The sequence below is a fragment of the Nonlabens tegetincola genome, from assembly GCF_002954355.1.
Lineage (GTDB): Bacteria > Bacteroidota > Bacteroidia > Flavobacteriales > Flavobacteriaceae > Nonlabens > Nonlabens tegetincola.
Genome location: NZ_MQVV01000010.1, coordinates 674,445 through 689,347 on the forward strand (window position 1 = coordinate 674,445; position 14,903 = coordinate 689,347).

The following is a 14,903-nucleotide window of genomic DNA, read 5'->3' on the forward strand; positions in this document are numbered from 1 at the left end:
AAATGGCACTCGTGTCTTTTACTAAACCAAAAACTATGAAAAATTTAATTTATGTATTGCTGGTTTTTCTTTTCGTAAGTTGTTCATCAAACGAAAAAGAGCAATACGATACTAGATCAAGTGTCATAAAAACCATTACCACTCCTATCTATGCTGGTCAAGATAAAACCGAAGTGGTTTTGACTGACTACATTACTGATGTTACTATTATTGATAGTATTACCTATGGTAATGGCGTAACTGGTGTAGAAGAAGTCGATAACAATGAAAGTATTAAGATTATTCTAGAAGAAAATGCACCGTTTGTATCATTGATCACTTTATGGACTGATGGAATACGCAATGATATACCTGTCTATAAGTCAATGTCTAAAACTATACCTATCAATTATTATGGTGATGCTAATAATGAAAACGTACAGCTTAAAGGAGAATTTACTAATTGGGCGCCTGTAGATCTTGAAAAAGAAGGTAATAGATTAGTCTATCATGCCACTGTTCCACAAGGAAAGTTTCAGTATATTTTCATGAAAAATGGACAGGAGGAACTGCTTTCAGGTCAGGAGGAAGATGTGGTAAGCAATGGAATGGGTGGCTTCAATCGAGTGCTAGATAATAGTCGTAAGGCTGCTCCAGCCAGATTGCAATATGGTGAAGTAATTGAAAGTGGTTTTACCTTTAATGCAACAGGTCAACTAGATAATGTTCTTGTTTTATTTGAAAACCAACTTATAGATTTTCAAAAAGAAGGAAACAGGTACCAAGTTAAATTGCCAAAAAAAGATTTTACAAACAATATTCACCACACACAACTAGTTCGCGTTTTTGCAAGCGATAATAATGGTCGCTCAAATGATTTACTGATTCCTGTTCAGGATGGTCATGTGGTAACTGAACCTTCTAGATTAACTCGCAGCGATTTTCATAATCAAGTACTTTATTTTATGATGGTAGATCGCTTCCTAGATGGCGATACTAGTAATACAAAACCAGTTGATGATCCAGAGATATTACCACAAGCAAATTATAAAGGTGGAGATCTTGCAGGTGTGCTACAAAAATTGAAAGAAGGTTATTTCAGTAAAATGGGAATCAATACCATATGGCTGTCGCCAATTACTCAAAACCCTGAAGGAGCTTATGGTCTATGGCCAGAGCCTAAAACTAAATTTAGTGGTTATCATGGTTATTGGCCTGTGTCTAATACAAAAATTGATTATCGATTTGGTGATGAGAAAACTTTGAAAGCATTGATTGACGAGGCTCACAAGCAAGATGTTAATGTTATACTAGACTATGTGGCAAATCACGTTCATAAAGAACATCCGGTTTATCAAGAACACCCAGAATGGGCTACTGATTTATATCTGCCAGATGGCAGTTTAAATACTGAAAGATGGGACGATCATAGATTAACCACTTGGTTTGATACGTTTATGCCTACGCTGGATTTAGAGAATCCCGAGGTGACTGAGGTTATGGTTGACAGTGCCTTGCATTGGGTGACAAATTATCAATTAGATGGTTTTAGACACGATGCTACAAAGCATGTTCCAGAGCTGTATTGGCGTACATTAACTAAGAAAATTAAAGAACAAACAAATAGGCCTATATATCAAATTGGAGAAACTTATGGATCTTACGACCTTATACGCAGCTACGTGAGTACCGGTATGCTAGATGCACAATTTGATTTCAATATGTATGATGCTGCTGTTTCCGCTTTCGCGAAAGCGGACAATTCCTACGGTAATTTAACCGAGATATTGCAAAAAGGTCTCGACTATTACGGTTACCACCATTTAATGGGGAACATCTCGGGTAATCAAGATCGCGCTCGTTTTATAAGTTACGCAAGTGGTGATGTGAAATTTGAAGAAGACGCTAAAGCTGCTGGATGGACTCGCGATATAGGTATGAGTGATGAATCATCTTATGGTAGACTGGCAATGTTACACGCTTTTAATATGACGATTCCAGGAGTTCCAGTAATCTATTACGGAGATGAATATGGTAGTATAGGGGCAAACGATCCTGATAACCGTAGAATGATGAAATTTGATAATCTATCAAGCAATGAACAAGAACTTAAAAATCAAGTAAAATCACTTGTGTATTTACGACGTAATTCGATGAGTCTATTGTATGGTGATACCGAGATTTTATCAGATGCAAATGGTATATTAGGAATAAAAAGAACTTATTTTAACGAAACAACCTATATATTCTTTAATGAAAATAAGATTTCATTAAATGCTTACAAGCGCAATGACAAGGAAGAGGTGAAAATTGTGATCAATGGTATAGAAGACCCTAATTACATACAGGTAAAGCCTGAATCCTTTACAATCGTGCAAACTAAAAAGGTACCAATAAAACAATAATCGGAATATATTAGCACTACACTATTTAAACTTACAATTTTATAATACCAGAAAATTAAAAACTATGAAAAACCTATTGTATTTGTTTCTAGCCTGTTTACTCTTTACAGCTTGTGAAAAGGATAAACAGAAGGAAGATGTAAACGTTGAAGAAGAATCTACGGTTTATACACCTATTCAAGATAGTGAATTAGAAACGGCTATTATTTATGAAGCAAACATAAGACAGTATTCTCAAGAGGGAACATTTAATCAGTTTACTAAGGATATTCCTGAATTGAAAAAGCTAGGCGTTAAAGTCATATGGTTAATGCCTATTTTTCCTGTTTCAGAAAAAAATAGAAAGGCCAAAGGTGATTTGATGGTTCATGATATTAAAGACCCTAAAGAAAGAGAAAAGTACCTAGGTAGTTACTATGCCGTTGCGGATTACCAAGCTGTTAATCCAGATTATGGTACACAAGAAGATTTGAGAAAATTAATAACCACTGCACATGATAATGGCATGTATGTTATTCTAGATTGGGTAGCAAATCATACTGGCTGGGATAACTGGTGGATTAATGAACATCCAGAATTTTATACAAAAAATGAAAAAGGAGAAATAATTCATCCTAAAGGAACGGACTGGACCGATACTGCAGACTTGAATTACGATAACGAGAACTTAAGATTAGCCATGATAGATGCGATGTCTTATTGGGTTAAAGAATTTGATGTAGATGGTTTTAGATGTGACGTGGCACATGAAGTTCCTACAGACTTCTGGAACGAAGCGTCTGGTCAACTTCATAATATCAAGCCTTTATTTATGCTAGCAGAAAGTGAAAAGAAAGATCTATTTAAGCAGGCTTTTGATATGGGTTATAATTGGGAAGGTCATCACATTATGAATGAGATGGCTCAAGGAAAAGTTAAACCTAATGCGTGGTCTGATTATATGGAACGTGTAAAAGAAAACTATGAAGCCGATGATATTCTTATGAACTTCATTACCAATCATGATGAGAATAGTTGGAATGGTACTGTAAAAGAACGTATGGGTAATAAGGCTAACTTGTTTCTTGCCTTTCAGTATGCTATTCCTGGAATGCCGTTGATTTATTCAGGTCAAGAATATGGAATGGACCATAGATTAAAATTCTTTGAAAAAGATACTATTCCAAAAACAAAAGGCGATGTATGGAAAAAAATGGAGATTTTGGCTAAAGCTAAAGAAACCATACCTGCCTTACATGGTGGAAAGGACGATGCAGATTACATTACCTTACAACAAGAAAGTGGAGATGAAATTATTGCGTTTAAAAGGGTAAACGGTGAATCGACTATTTACTTTATGGGAAATCCAACAGATGTAAAAACAAGCACAACCTTTAAAATGGGCGATATAAAAGTGCGTGATATTATGACAGGAGCTACAGCACAATTAAGGGAGAATCAAATAATTGATTTGCCTTCTGGAGCCTTCAGATTTTTAGAAGTAGTTAATGAATAACCGCTCAAAATTATCAAGTAAAAAAGGCCTGCTCGATATCGAGCAGGCCTTTTTTGTTCCAGCGACTAATTATCGTCTGTTTTTATTTTTTCAACATTACCATCTTCATCGTACTTGATTTTAGTATCTGTACCATCTTCATTTTCTAACTTGACCTTATCTTCTTTAGATTTAATTTCATCGGCATTTTCAATCAAATCATTAGCCTGCTCCTCAGGAGTTTTTTCATCTCTGCAAGCGGTTAAACACAATAAGGTGATTCCGGCGATTAATAAACTTTTTTTCATAATCCAGGTTTGTTAATGTTAGTATTATTTAAAACTAGACAAAAGTTTTATTCGTAGTTAGTATATTAAGATAGTTTTGGCATGTGGGAAATAAGAGCATTTTCCTGATTAGAGGTCATCAATTTGTGAGATCTATTCCCTAACTTGGCAGTGAAAAATTATAATTAAGATGCAAAAAACATATTACGACCCTAAAGACCTAAAGAAATTTGGTAAAATAAGTGAATGGAATGAGCAACTAGGAGAAAAATTCTTTGACTATTACGGGAAAGTATTTGAAGAAGGTGCTCTCACAGCTAGAGAAAAGTCTCTAATAGCCTTAGCAGTTTCTCATGCTGTTCAATGCCCTTACTGTATTGATGCTTATACAGGTGATGGATTACAGCGAGGAATAACCAAAGAAGAAATGATGGAAGCGGTTCATGTAGCTGGTGCTATACGCGGTGGAGCGACTTTGGTACATGGTGTCCAAATGATGAATAAAGTGAATAAATTAGAAATGTAGATGCATCCTTAAACTTGGCTAGTCTGCAAAACAGGTAACTCCTAACACTGATATTGGAAAAATTAAAACCTTTATTTTATCAAACCTTTGAGAAATATTGTAACGATAGAAATTACATGAATTTGTGCTGGGATGAGGTAATAAAGAACTACTCAAATAAAAAACGTTTCTATCATAATTTGAATCATCTTCAACACATGTTCAATGAATTACAAGAGGTTGAAGATTTTATAGAGAGTATTGATTCCGTTCGATTAGCAGTTTTTTATCATGATTTAATTTATAAAGTTACTTCTACAGAAAACGAGGAGCAAAGTTCAGAAGCTTTTGAAAAAAGGATTTCAAAGACTCGTTTTGAGCATGTAGATTTAGTCAAGGAAATGATAATAGCAACAAAATTTCATGATAAAACCCTTAATTCAGATAGTAGGTATTTTTTAGATAGTGATTTAGCTGTTTTAGGAAGTTCTTCTTCCCAATACGACGAGTACACTAGATTAATTAGAAAGGAATATCAAATATATCCTACTTTCTTATATAGAAGAGGAAGATTAAAAGTGTTAAGAGCATTACTAAACAAACCTATTTATCAAACAGATTACTTTACAAGTAAGTATGAAAAACAAGCACAAAGAAATTTAAAGAGAGAACTTCAAACATTAGTTTAAGAAAAAGAGTTACAATTTTGTGATATGTAGTTTGTAACTATGCAGCTATCTACATATTTTCAATTAAGAATAGCAAAAAGCAGATATGGCAGTAAATACTAAGGTATCCTTAAAGAAGAGAGAAAGTGAACTAGCAGCAATTGCTAAACAAATGGAGGTTTTAAATGGAGAGCCTTTTAGTGATGGTGAGTTACCAACTTTTGCAAATAAGATAAAAGAAACAAACCAGTTTCCTCTTAGACCCAAAAAGTTAGAAATATTACAAGTCAACGTGGGCTATATGTGTAATCAGGTTTGTGCACACTGTCATGTAGATGCTGGTCCCGATCGCAAGGAAATAATGACTAGAGAAACCATGTCACAAATTCTCGATGTGATAAAAACTACTGGTGCTCATACCCTAGATTTAACTGGTGGTGCCCCAGAAATGAACCCTAATTTTAGATGGTTTGTAGAACAAGCAAGCGCTGCAGGTATTCAAGATTTTATCGTACGCAGTAACCTTACTATCATACGAGCAAATCCTAAGTATTACGATCTGCCAGATTTCTTTAAAAAACACAATATACATGTAGTGAGCTCCATGCCACACTGGACTCGTGGTAAAACCGATAAGCAAAGAGGTGATGGTGTTTTTGATAAATCCATTAAAGCGCTGCAAGAACTCAATGAACGTGGATATGGAATGCCAGGTAGCGACCTTAAATTAGATCTGGTTTACAATCCTAGTGGTGCTTTTTTGCCTGGTGATCAAGCGAGTATGGAAAAGGATTTTAAAGCTGCTTTGTTAGAAGATTTTAATATTCAGTTTCATAACCTTTTTGCAATTACTAACTTGCCTATATCCAGATTTTTAGATTACTTAGTAGCAAGTGAAAATTATGAGGATTACATGTATGCCTTGGTTGAGGCTTATAATCCTACAGCTGTACAAAATGTGATGTGTACAAATACAATTAGTGTGTCTTGGGATGGATGGTTATACGATTGTGATTTTAATCAAATGCTTGATCTTAAAGTGAATCATAAAATAAAACATATTAAAGATTATCAAGAAGATTTACTTCTAGATCGTAATATTGTTATTTCTCAACATTGTTATGGATGTACCGCTGGTGCAGGAAGTAGCTGTCAAGGAACAGTTGCCTAATTATTGATTATTTTATCACGCTTTCGCGAAAGCGTAAACAAAACAGATTAAAAAATAAATTAATGAGTTATTTAAACGCTACAGAAGAATTATATAGAGACGCAGCACTAACACCAGATGTGGGATTGTGCTGTACTACAAATCCAGTATGGGAATTACCAGGGCTAAAAATCCCTAGAATTATGCAAGAAATGAATTACGGTTGTGGTTCTACGGTTCATGCAAGGGATCTTACAAATAGTCCAAGGGTTTTATACGTAGGTGTAGGTGGTGGAATGGAATTATTACAATTCTCTTATTTCTCAAGACAAAAAGGCGGTGTTGTAGGTGTAGATGTGGTGCCAGAAATGTTAGAAGCATCTCGTAAAAACTTTAAAATCGCCGAGGAACAAAACGACTGGTTCAAAAGTGAATTTGTTGAATTACACAAAGGTGATGCCTTAAACTTACCAGTTGCCGATAACTCTATAGACGTTGCAGCGCAAAACTGCTTGTTCAATATTTTTAAGGAGGAAGATTTAAAGAAAGCTATAGAAGAAATGTACCGTGTATTAAAACCGCATGGTCGATTAGTGATGAGCGATCCTACATGTGAGCAAGAGATGAATGAAACCTTGCGTAATGACGACAGGTTGAGAGCACTTTGTTTAAGCGGTTCATTACCTATAGATCAATATGTAAAAGCTCTGACTGATGTAGGTTTCGGTACCATAGAAATAAGAGCTAGAAAACCTTATCGTATTTTGGATCCTAAAAATTATCCTACCGATGAATTGATTTATATAGAAAGTATTGAAGTAGCTGCTATTAAAGATCCAATGCCAGAAGATGGACCATGTATATTCACAGGTAAAGCTGCTATTTACTACGGCGATGAAAGACAGTTTGATGATGGTAAAGGACATGTTTTATTACAAAACCAGCCACTAGCTATTTGTGATAAAACGGCTGGTGCTCTTGCCGCATTAGGTCGCGATGATATTTATATTAGTGAAAGTACTTACCATTACGATGGTGGTGGTTGCTGCTAGATGACAACATATATTGTAACTTAGAGCGTAGAGATTTACTTCTCTGCGCTTTTACTTTTTAAATATAACGAGAAATGATTCCAGCTTGGTTTTATAAATTATTGATAACAATGAGTGTGATATGCCTAATTTTAATAGGCTATCGCATCGTTTCGGGAGAACAAAATCGCAGTTTTATATGGTATGCGTTTTTATTTTTAATGGCAATTTGGTTTGGTATGCGTCAATTGAGAATGTCCAATAAAAAGTAATTACCATCCACGAGTATCCCTACTAGATTCTAGCTCCTTCTCAATAGTATCTGGTAGCTGTGAGAAAAAATCGATTCCAGTAAGCGATTCAATTTGATCCACAGAACTCACATATTTATAAATACTCTCATTTGACGCACGATGAGGTAAAAGAAATGCTAGCATCTTTCCTCCATCGTTAGTTTGTCGGTATAATATTTTATAATACTGTTCTGGTACACTTACGTTATCAAACCCTATGCTTTTCAATCCTCTTTTTAATACGGGACCAGTAACCACATACAGTTGGTCATGCTTTTTTGCATAATACCTTGTTTTTTGTTCTAGGCGATTCCATATACCAGCGTTGAATTCATGCTCTTGCGGTGATATGTTTGAGGTTAAAAATGTTTCTTCATACGCTGCTTTTGTCGCCCTGCGATCACCTGCGGGAACTAGATGACCTCGGTCATAACCACTGTTCTTGTAATTCTTCCAATGAGCAGCTTCAGTAGTGATTTTATCATCTATCTCAAAGTAAGGTCTTTTAAAATCAACCTCTTTAATATCACTTTTATTAAGAATGTGTGCTGTCCATTCTGCTTGTTCATGTAATTCATTATACGACAAGCTATAAGTGTGATGATGAACAACCTGATTGCCAGAAGTAGGTAAGAAATCTTTTCTACTCAATTTTTTAATACCTTGATTATTAAAGTCGCGACTGGCAAAATCTTCTTGTTCCAGATTATCCTGTGACTCTTGTTTATCTATTTTTTGTTCCCAAAGAATAAAGCCTATGGCGCATAAAAAAATTAAAATAGGATAAACGAATTTTCTCATAGTTAGATCTTTTTTACATCCAAGGCATCACGTAGAGCATTACCTAATAACATGAATGCCATTACAAGCGTCATGATTGCGATACCAGGAATAATTGCAAGATAGGCCTTATCTAGAATTATGTATTGATAATGGTCCTTTATCATACTACCCCAACTGGGCATGGGTGGCTGCGCACCAATTCCTAGAAAACTAAGTCCGCTTTCAATGAGAATAGCTGCCGCAAAATTTGCGGCACTTATTACAATGATAGGCGCTGTTATGTTGGGTAAAATGTGTCGGGTAATAATACGCCAGTCATTAAATCCCAAAGCTCTAGCTGCGGTTACATACTGATATTCTTTGGCTACTATAACTTGACCGCGTACAACTCTCGCAACTTCAACCCACATAGTTAAGCCTACCGCTATAAAAACGGTAAAAAAACTTTTTTCCAAGGCTATACTTATTGCTATTACCATCAATAGGGTAGGGATAGACCAAGTTACATTTATCAACCACATAATGGCGTTGTCTATTTTACCGCCGTAATATCCTGCAATTGCTCCTAATGACATTCCAATTAATAATGAAATAAGAACAGCAATAAAGCCTATTGATATGCTAATACGTGCTCCTATGAGCATACGGCTTAATAAATCGCGGCCATATTTATCAGTTCCTAGTAGAAAGGTCTTTGTTGCGGTTGCGCTTTCGCGAAAGCGTGTCATATCCATCACTTTGCCCCATTCATGCATCACTGGCTGGTAAGGTTTTACCTCATTGTCAGGATCAAAAGGAGTATAATGAATTATACCATCGATCAATTTAAGTTTAGTAAATGGAATTTCTTCTACAGTTGATGTGCTACCGGATAAAAAGGACCAAAAATTAGAATCTTCCTTTTGTATAGGTAAAATCATCATTTTAGTAGAAAATCCAGGTGGTTGCGAATGAATGGAAAGATGCATTTGATTAGCATTGCGCGTGGAATCAGGAGCAATCACATAGGCAAATAACGCTAGTAATGCATAGATTACAATCACTGTAAAACTCAAAACGCCCCAAAAATTCTTTTTAAATTTTTGGAGCGCTAGATGTCCTAATGACTGTGATTTTCTTGACATTAATCTTTAAGAGTAAGATTGCTGTTTTTAATGTTTTTCATCTTTAAATCCTTAAGGATGTTAACAGCCTCGTTTAAATATAAATCAGTCTGTAATCCTTCTTGCCAGCGCTCTCTTTTTTTCTTAAGAATGCTATCTTGTTTTGTAGCAAATTCATCGGCTGGTGTAAGTTTGAAGGATAATTCATTTTTATAATCCTCAAATTGATCAAATCGCTTTGATTGATTTTCTAAATTTTCCAACCTATTTTTATAAGCCTCTAGATTAAGAGGTATAACGTTATCCTCTCTTTGCTTTTTAAGCCATTGTGCACTTTCATCAATAAGCTGGAATTTTGGATCGTTGTCAATACGCTCTTGCGAGTTTTTAATAGCTTCACTTAAATTCAAATAACCAGTAAATCGATTATATTCTGCAGCTGGTATTTCATCATAAGGTAAAGGGAATTGTTCGTCCTTTTCACCTAGATCGATATAAGAATAACGGTCTGGAGCAACAACGTCACTTTTTACACCTTCTAATTGCGTACTTCCACCATTTACTCGATAGAATTTTTGAGTAGTTAGTTTGATAAATCCAAAGTCACCTAAATTTCCATTGGTAATATATCTATTAAGGTCTTGAAACTGTTGAACCGTACCTTTTCCAAAGGTTTGTTTACTACCCAATATCACAGCACGATCATAGTCCTGCATAGCAGCTGCTAGAATTTCACTTGCACTTGCACTAAACTCATTTACCATGATTACTAAAGGTCCATCCCAAAGAACTTCGCCATTATCTGGGTCATCATGAATTCTTGTTCTTCCGTTAGGATAGGCAACTTGTACTACCGGACCTTCTTCAATGAATAAACCGGCCATTTTGATCACCTCACCTAATGATCCACCGCCATTATTTCTTAAGTCTAGTACTAGACCTTGCATGCCTTGCTTTTTAAGCTTAATAATTTCATTTGCGATGTCTTCACCAGCTGCGCGACCATTGCGATCTTCCATATCAAAATAGAACTTAGGTAAGTCGATAAGACCGTAATTCATACCTTCATTTTCAATGATCATAGATTTTGCAAAGGTCTCTTCAATTTCTACCACATCTCTAGTTAGTGTTAAGTCCTCTACAGTTCCATCTACCTTTTTAAGAGTAAGAATTACCTTAGTTCCTTTAGGTCCCTTTATAAGTTCAACAGCATCGGCAATTCTCATTCCTACAATACTTGTTGCTACTGTATCTTTCTCCTGCTTTACTTTTAAGATTTTATCTCCTATCTCAATTTTTTCGCTGCGCCATGCTGGTCCACCTGATATGATTTCAATTACACTTATGTAATCCATTTTCTTTTGAAGTCTAGCACCTATTCCTTCTAGTTTTCCACTCATTGAGGTATCAAAGCGATCTTTGTTCCTAGGTGGGAAAAAGTTAGTATGTGGATCAAAATGTGTAGTTATCGCATTCATGAATAAAGAGAAATAATCCATGCGCTCTACATCATCATTTAAATCAAAGCTCTCTGCAAGAGATTTTCTCACTTCTTCAATAGCCTCTTTTTTGAGTGTTTCTTCAGATTTTGCTTTGCTTTGATCTTTTAGATCAGCCTGTTCTTCAATCTTGTCGTAGTAATTACCTAGCACTGAGAGTTTTATTAATTTTCTCCAATGATCTTTGAGTTGTGCTTTGTTTTCGGCATAACTCATTTTCTCATAATCTGTATCGATCTCTTCTTGTTTATCAAAATCAAGAGGTTCTTGAATCACCTCTAAATAGATTTTTTCAGATTGATCTTGCCTTTTGAGCAGTCGCTCATAGGCTAGAGTAAATAAGGCTACATTACCTTCTCGTATTTGATCATCGATTTGGTATTCATAGGCTTTGAATTCTTCAATATCAGAAGCTAGAAAATACCTGCGACCTGGGTCAAGATCATTGATGAAGTTCTTGTAAACATCTGCTGAAAACTGATCTGTTAAATCAGCAGGAGAAAAGTGATTTCTTTTGAGTAGTTGTCCTACTAACTGAATTAAAACTTCTTCCTTTTCTTTATCTCCAGGGTCAATAGTATTTGTAAAGCTACAGCTGGCGGTAGCCACGAGCAGAGTTATAATACCTATTGCAAAATTATTTTTGAGAAAATTCATTATGTACTTCATTTATTCCTTCTATTAGCACTTAAAAATCGTGCCATTTTTTGAACGGGTTAAATTAACAATATGATTCGACAAGTCACGTCATTTTAATTAATTTTAACCCCAGTGTATGTTAACGTGCGTTATTTTGCGTTATCTCATTAAAAATTCTTCAAAATTATATGCCTAATACAAACAAACCATTAATACTCGTTACTAACGACGATGGTATAACAGCAAAAGGAATACGTACATTAATTGATATTGCTACCGAGTTAGGAGATGTAGTTGTAGTTGCACCTGATAGCCCACAAAGTGCAATGGGACACGCTATAACCATTAATAACACCTTGTATTTAAAAGAGTATACTGCTCATTCTCATAATCACAAAGAATACACCACTAGCGGTACACCGGTAGATTGTGTAAAAATGGCAAGCCATGAAATTTTAGATAGAAAACCTGATTTGTGTTTGAGTGGTATAAATCATGGAAGTAACAGTGCTATTAATGTCATATATAGTGGAACTATGAGTGCAGCTGTAGAAGCAGGTATTGAAGGAATTCCATCAATCGGCTTTTCATTATGTGATTATAGCGCCGATGCTGATTTTGAACCAGCTAGACCTTACGTAAAGCAAATTATTGAAAACGTCTTAGACAAAGGGATGCCTAAGGGACTTGTTTTTAATGTGAATATTCCAAAGGCTACTCATGACGAAATTAAAGGAGTTAAAATTTGCAGACAAGCAAATGCTTACTGGGTAGAAGAATTTGATAAACGCACAAATCCTTATGGTAAGGATTATTACTGGCTTACTGGTAAATTTGTTAATGATGATAAAGGAGAAGATACAGATGAATGGGCGCTAGAACATAATTTTATATCTATAGTGCCTACTCAATATGATTTAACAGCGCATCATTATATTGCCGAATTAAACACTTGGGATTTTGATAATTAAAATACTTAAAGGATTCATTTTAGGACTGCTGGCAAATCTTGCGGGAACCTATATTTATATCTATTTAATGACCGATAGTCATTTCATTGAAGCTGTTGAAGCAGGTTATAAACAAGGATTCTTGGGTGGATTAATTGGTCTAGGAGCCGTGTTTAATCTAGTTCTTTTCTTTTTTTTCCTGACTACTAAATTGGGCAAATTCCAAAAGAAACCTCAATTTTACGAAGCGCGTGGCGTATTATTAGCAACTGTGCTAGCTGCTCTAGCAGTACTATATTTTGAATTCTGATTATGAAATATTATCTAATTGCTGGAGAAGCTAGTGGTGATTTGCATGGATCCAATCTCATGAAATCCATTCAATCAAAAGACGAGAATGCTCAATTTAGATTTTGGGGTGGTGACCTCATGCAAGCGGTAGGAGGAACACTTGTAAAGCATTATAGAGATCTAGCTTTTATGGGGTTTGTTGAGGTTTTATCAAACCTAAACACGATTCTTAAGAATATTAACCTTTGTAAAAAAGATATTGAAAGTTTTAATCCGGATGTTATTATTTATATTGATTATCCTGGTTTCAACTTTAGAATCATGAAATGGGCTCGACTTAAAGGGTACCGCAACCATTACTATATATCACCACAAATTTGGGCTTGGAAAGAAAATAGGATAAAAGCTATTAAAAGAGATGTAGATAAAATGTATGTAATCTTGCCATTTGAGAAAGATTTCTATGAGCAAAAACATAATTATCCAGTACATTTTGTTGGCCATCCATTAATAGACGCCATCGCCCAACGAAAAGCCGTAGACCATAATGAATTTCTAGCAACTTATAAATTAGACGATAGGCCGTTAATCGCCTTATTGCCAGGTAGCCGTAAACAGGAAATAAAGAAAATGCTCAAAGTCATGTTGCGCATGGCAGATAAATTTCCAGATTACCAATTCATAATTGCCGGTGCTCCAGGTCAGGATGAAAGTTTTTACAGTCAATTTCTCAAAAACTATCCTGCAACTCTAGTGATGAATCGCACCTATGATTTACTCAGTTTATGTCACGCAGCTCTTGTTACTAGTGGAACAGCCACGCTAGAAACAGCCCTGTTTAAAGTGCCACAGGTAGTATGTTACAAAGGAAGTAACATAAGCTATCAAATAGCAAAAAGAATTATAAACCTAAATTACATTTCTTTAGTTAATCTTATTATGGATGAAGAAGTGGTAACCGAACTCATTCAATCGGATTTCAACGAGAAAAAATTAAGCACCGAACTTTCTCTTATTCTAGATGCCACTCATCGTAACCGAGTTTTTGCTAATTATTATGAACTAGAACATAAATTAGGTGGAGTAGGGGCTAGCGATCAAACCGCACAATTGATATATGAATCTATTCAATAAGACAAATAGCGCAGTAATGATGCAATTTATAAAAGATGTTATGTGTTTTTTGTCAGAAAGGTTGTGCATTTTTACGCTTTCGCGAAAGCGTAAACAATACCTACAAATATCTAAACATGTATTAATTATTTTATTTACGGCTAGTCTTATATCGGGTTGTGGTAGTTCAAAACCAAAAATTGTTACTACAAAAAAAGAAGCACGTAAATTAAATAAAAATCAACCTAAGGCACCTGTGTTTTCAACAGTTTCGGACAAGGAAGATACTCAAGAGGTTGAGACTATAGAAGAAGAATTGACCGTGACTAATGAGGTAGACAGGATAATCGCGCATGCTCGTGGTTACTTAGGTACTCGATACAGATATGGTGGTAATGATAAAAATGGCGTTGATTGTAGTGGTTTAATTTGCAACGCTTATGGTAGTGAAAACATTCAATTGCCTAGAACAAGTGCAGCCCTGTATCAAAGTGCCGACCGAATAAAGGTGAAGGAAGTTCAAAAAGGAGATTTGTTGTTTTTTGCCACTGGTAGAAATAAGAAAAAAGTGAATCACGTAGGTCTTGTTACTGATGTTACCCCAGCAGGAATCGAGTTCATTCATAGTACTACCTCGCGCGGAGTAATCATAACTAGCTTTAATGAAGCTTATTGGTTTACACGTTTCTTGAAAGCTGGTAGGATAAAATAATAGATTTTTCCTACTTTTATG

General features: G+C 35.3%; 14 protein-coding genes. 10 read left to right on the plus strand and 4 right to left on the minus strand.

All coding sequences use genetic code 11. From position 1 onward, the window contains the following. Positions 1-35: 35 nt before the first annotated feature. Positions 36-2,384, plus strand: a complete 2,349-nt coding sequence (locus tag BST93_RS03470) for an alpha-amylase family glycosyl hydrolase (protein WP_105018148.1) — start codon at positions 36-38, stop codon at positions 2,382-2,384. Between the two features lie 64 nt (positions 2,385-2,448). Beyond that, entirely contained in the window at positions 2,449-3,879 is a 1,431-nt protein-coding gene (locus tag BST93_RS03475) for an alpha-amylase family glycosyl hydrolase (protein ID WP_105018090.1), read from the plus strand. Between the two features lie 65 nt (positions 3,880-3,944). Here the strand turns inward: BST93_RS03475 and BST93_RS03480 are convergent, their stop codons facing one another. Next, positions 3,945-4,166: a hypothetical protein gene (locus tag BST93_RS03480; protein ID WP_105018091.1), complete on the minus strand. Its 222-nt coding sequence runs from the start codon at positions 4,164-4,166 to the stop codon at positions 3,945-3,947. A gap of 169 nt (positions 4,167-4,335) precedes the next feature. On the opposite strand from BST93_RS03480, the gene BST93_RS03485 reads away from it, so the two are divergent. From BST93_RS03485 to arsM, 4 genes are all read left to right on the plus strand, one after another. After that, positions 4,336-4,671, plus strand: coding sequence for an arsenosugar biosynthesis-associated peroxidase-like protein (locus BST93_RS03485; RefSeq protein ID WP_042279680.1), 336 nt, complete (start codon positions 4,336-4,338; stop codon positions 4,669-4,671). A 53-nt stretch (positions 4,672-4,724) separates the two neighbouring features. Further along, the gene (locus BST93_RS03490) at positions 4,725-5,339 is read left to right on the plus strand and encodes an HD domain-containing protein (protein WP_146104972.1); all 615 of its coding nucleotides are present in this window, start codon (positions 4,725-4,727) and stop codon (positions 5,337-5,339) included. 85 nt (positions 5,340-5,424) lie between these two features. Beyond that, complete coding sequence (gene arsS, locus BST93_RS03495; protein WP_042279682.1) at positions 5,425-6,489, plus strand: arsenosugar biosynthesis radical SAM (seleno)protein ArsS; 1,065 nt, start codon at positions 5,425-5,427, stop codon at positions 6,487-6,489. Between the two features lie 62 nt (positions 6,490-6,551). Then, positions 6,552-7,520: an arsenosugar biosynthesis arsenite methyltransferase ArsM gene (gene arsM / locus BST93_RS03500; RefSeq protein WP_085775253.1), complete on the plus strand. Its 969-nt coding sequence runs from the start codon at positions 6,552-6,554 to the stop codon at positions 7,518-7,520. 251 nt (positions 7,521-7,771) lie between these two features. On the opposite strand, the gene BST93_RS03505 is transcribed toward arsM, so the two are convergent. Genes BST93_RS03505 through BST93_RS03515 form a run of 3 tightly spaced genes read right to left on the minus strand, consistent with a single transcriptional unit; the run spans position 7,772 to position 11,834 of the window. Then, entirely contained in the window at positions 7,772-8,593 is an 822-nt protein-coding gene (locus BST93_RS03505) for a DNA/RNA non-specific endonuclease (protein ID WP_105018093.1), read from the minus strand. Positions 8,594-8,595: 2 nt separating this feature from the next. Beyond that, positions 8,596-9,699, minus strand: a complete 1,104-nt coding sequence (locus BST93_RS03510) for an ABC transporter permease (RefSeq protein ID WP_105018094.1) — start codon at positions 9,697-9,699, stop codon at positions 8,596-8,598. After that, complete coding sequence (locus BST93_RS03515; RefSeq protein ID WP_105018095.1) at positions 9,699-11,834, minus strand: carboxy terminal-processing peptidase; 2,136 nt, start codon at positions 11,832-11,834, stop codon at positions 9,699-9,701. Before BST93_RS03515 ends, BST93_RS03510 begins: the two co-directional genes overlap by 1 nt. A 170-nt stretch (positions 11,835-12,004) precedes the next feature. Here BST93_RS03515 and surE point away from each other — a divergent pair, with 170 nt between their 5' ends. The 4 genes from surE to BST93_RS03535 are packed head-to-tail and all read left to right on the plus strand — an operon-like array spanning position 12,005 to position 14,882. Beyond that, positions 12,005-12,787, plus strand: coding sequence for a 5'/3'-nucleotidase SurE (surE, locus tag BST93_RS03520; RefSeq protein ID WP_105018096.1), 783 nt, complete (start codon positions 12,005-12,007; stop codon positions 12,785-12,787). Then, positions 12,777-13,076, plus strand: a complete 300-nt coding sequence (locus tag BST93_RS03525) for a hypothetical protein (RefSeq protein WP_060523864.1) — start codon at positions 12,777-12,779, stop codon at positions 13,074-13,076. The genes surE and BST93_RS03525 overlap by 11 nt, the downstream gene beginning before the upstream one ends. Positions 13,077-13,078: 2 nt before the next feature. Beyond that, positions 13,079-14,191, plus strand: a complete 1,113-nt coding sequence (gene lpxB, locus BST93_RS03530; protein ID WP_105018097.1) for a lipid-A-disaccharide synthase — start codon at positions 13,079-13,081, stop codon at positions 14,189-14,191. A gap of 16 nt (positions 14,192-14,207) precedes the next feature. Next, positions 14,208-14,882, plus strand: coding sequence for a C40 family peptidase (locus tag BST93_RS03535; protein WP_181072534.1), 675 nt, complete (start codon positions 14,208-14,210; stop codon positions 14,880-14,882). The last annotated feature ends 21 nt before the right edge of the window (positions 14,883-14,903 follow it).

Bases quoted from the DNA above. Each gene is read 5' to 3' on its own strand.
- arsM (WP_085775253.1), top strand. From the start codon at position 6,552: ATGAGTTATTTAAACGCTACAGAAGAATTATATAGAGACGCAGCACTA.
- BST93_RS03475 (WP_105018090.1), top strand. From the start codon at position 2,449: ATGAAAAACCTATTGTATTTGTTTCTAGCCTGTTTACTCTTTACAGCT.
- BST93_RS03510 (WP_105018094.1), bottom strand. From the start codon at position 9,699: ATGTCAAGAAAATCACAGTCATTAGGACATCTAGCGCTCCAAAAATTT.
- BST93_RS03480 (WP_105018091.1), bottom strand. From the start codon at position 4,166: ATGAAAAAAAGTTTATTAATCGCCGGAATCACCTTATTGTGTTTAACC.
- BST93_RS03470 (WP_105018148.1), top strand. From the start codon at position 36: ATGAAAAATTTAATTTATGTATTGCTGGTTTTTCTTTTCGTAAGTTGT.
- surE (WP_105018096.1), top strand. From the start codon at position 12,005: ATGCCTAATACAAACAAACCATTAATACTCGTTACTAACGACGATGGT.
- BST93_RS03535 (WP_181072534.1), top strand. From the start codon at position 14,208: ATGATGCAATTTATAAAAGATGTTATGTGTTTTTTGTCAGAAAGGTTG.
- BST93_RS03505 (WP_105018093.1), bottom strand. From the start codon at position 8,593: ATGAGAAAATTCGTTTATCCTATTTTAATTTTTTTATGCGCCATAGGC.
- lpxB (WP_105018097.1), top strand. From the start codon at position 13,079: ATGAAATATTATCTAATTGCTGGAGAAGCTAGTGGTGATTTGCATGGA.
- BST93_RS03515 (WP_105018095.1), bottom strand. From the start codon at position 11,834: ATGAATTTTCTCAAAAATAATTTTGCAATAGGTATTATAACTCTGCTC.
- arsS (WP_042279682.1), top strand. From the start codon at position 5,425: ATGGCAGTAAATACTAAGGTATCCTTAAAGAAGAGAGAAAGTGAACTA.
- BST93_RS03485 (WP_042279680.1), top strand. From the start codon at position 4,336: ATGCAAAAAACATATTACGACCCTAAAGACCTAAAGAAATTTGGTAAA.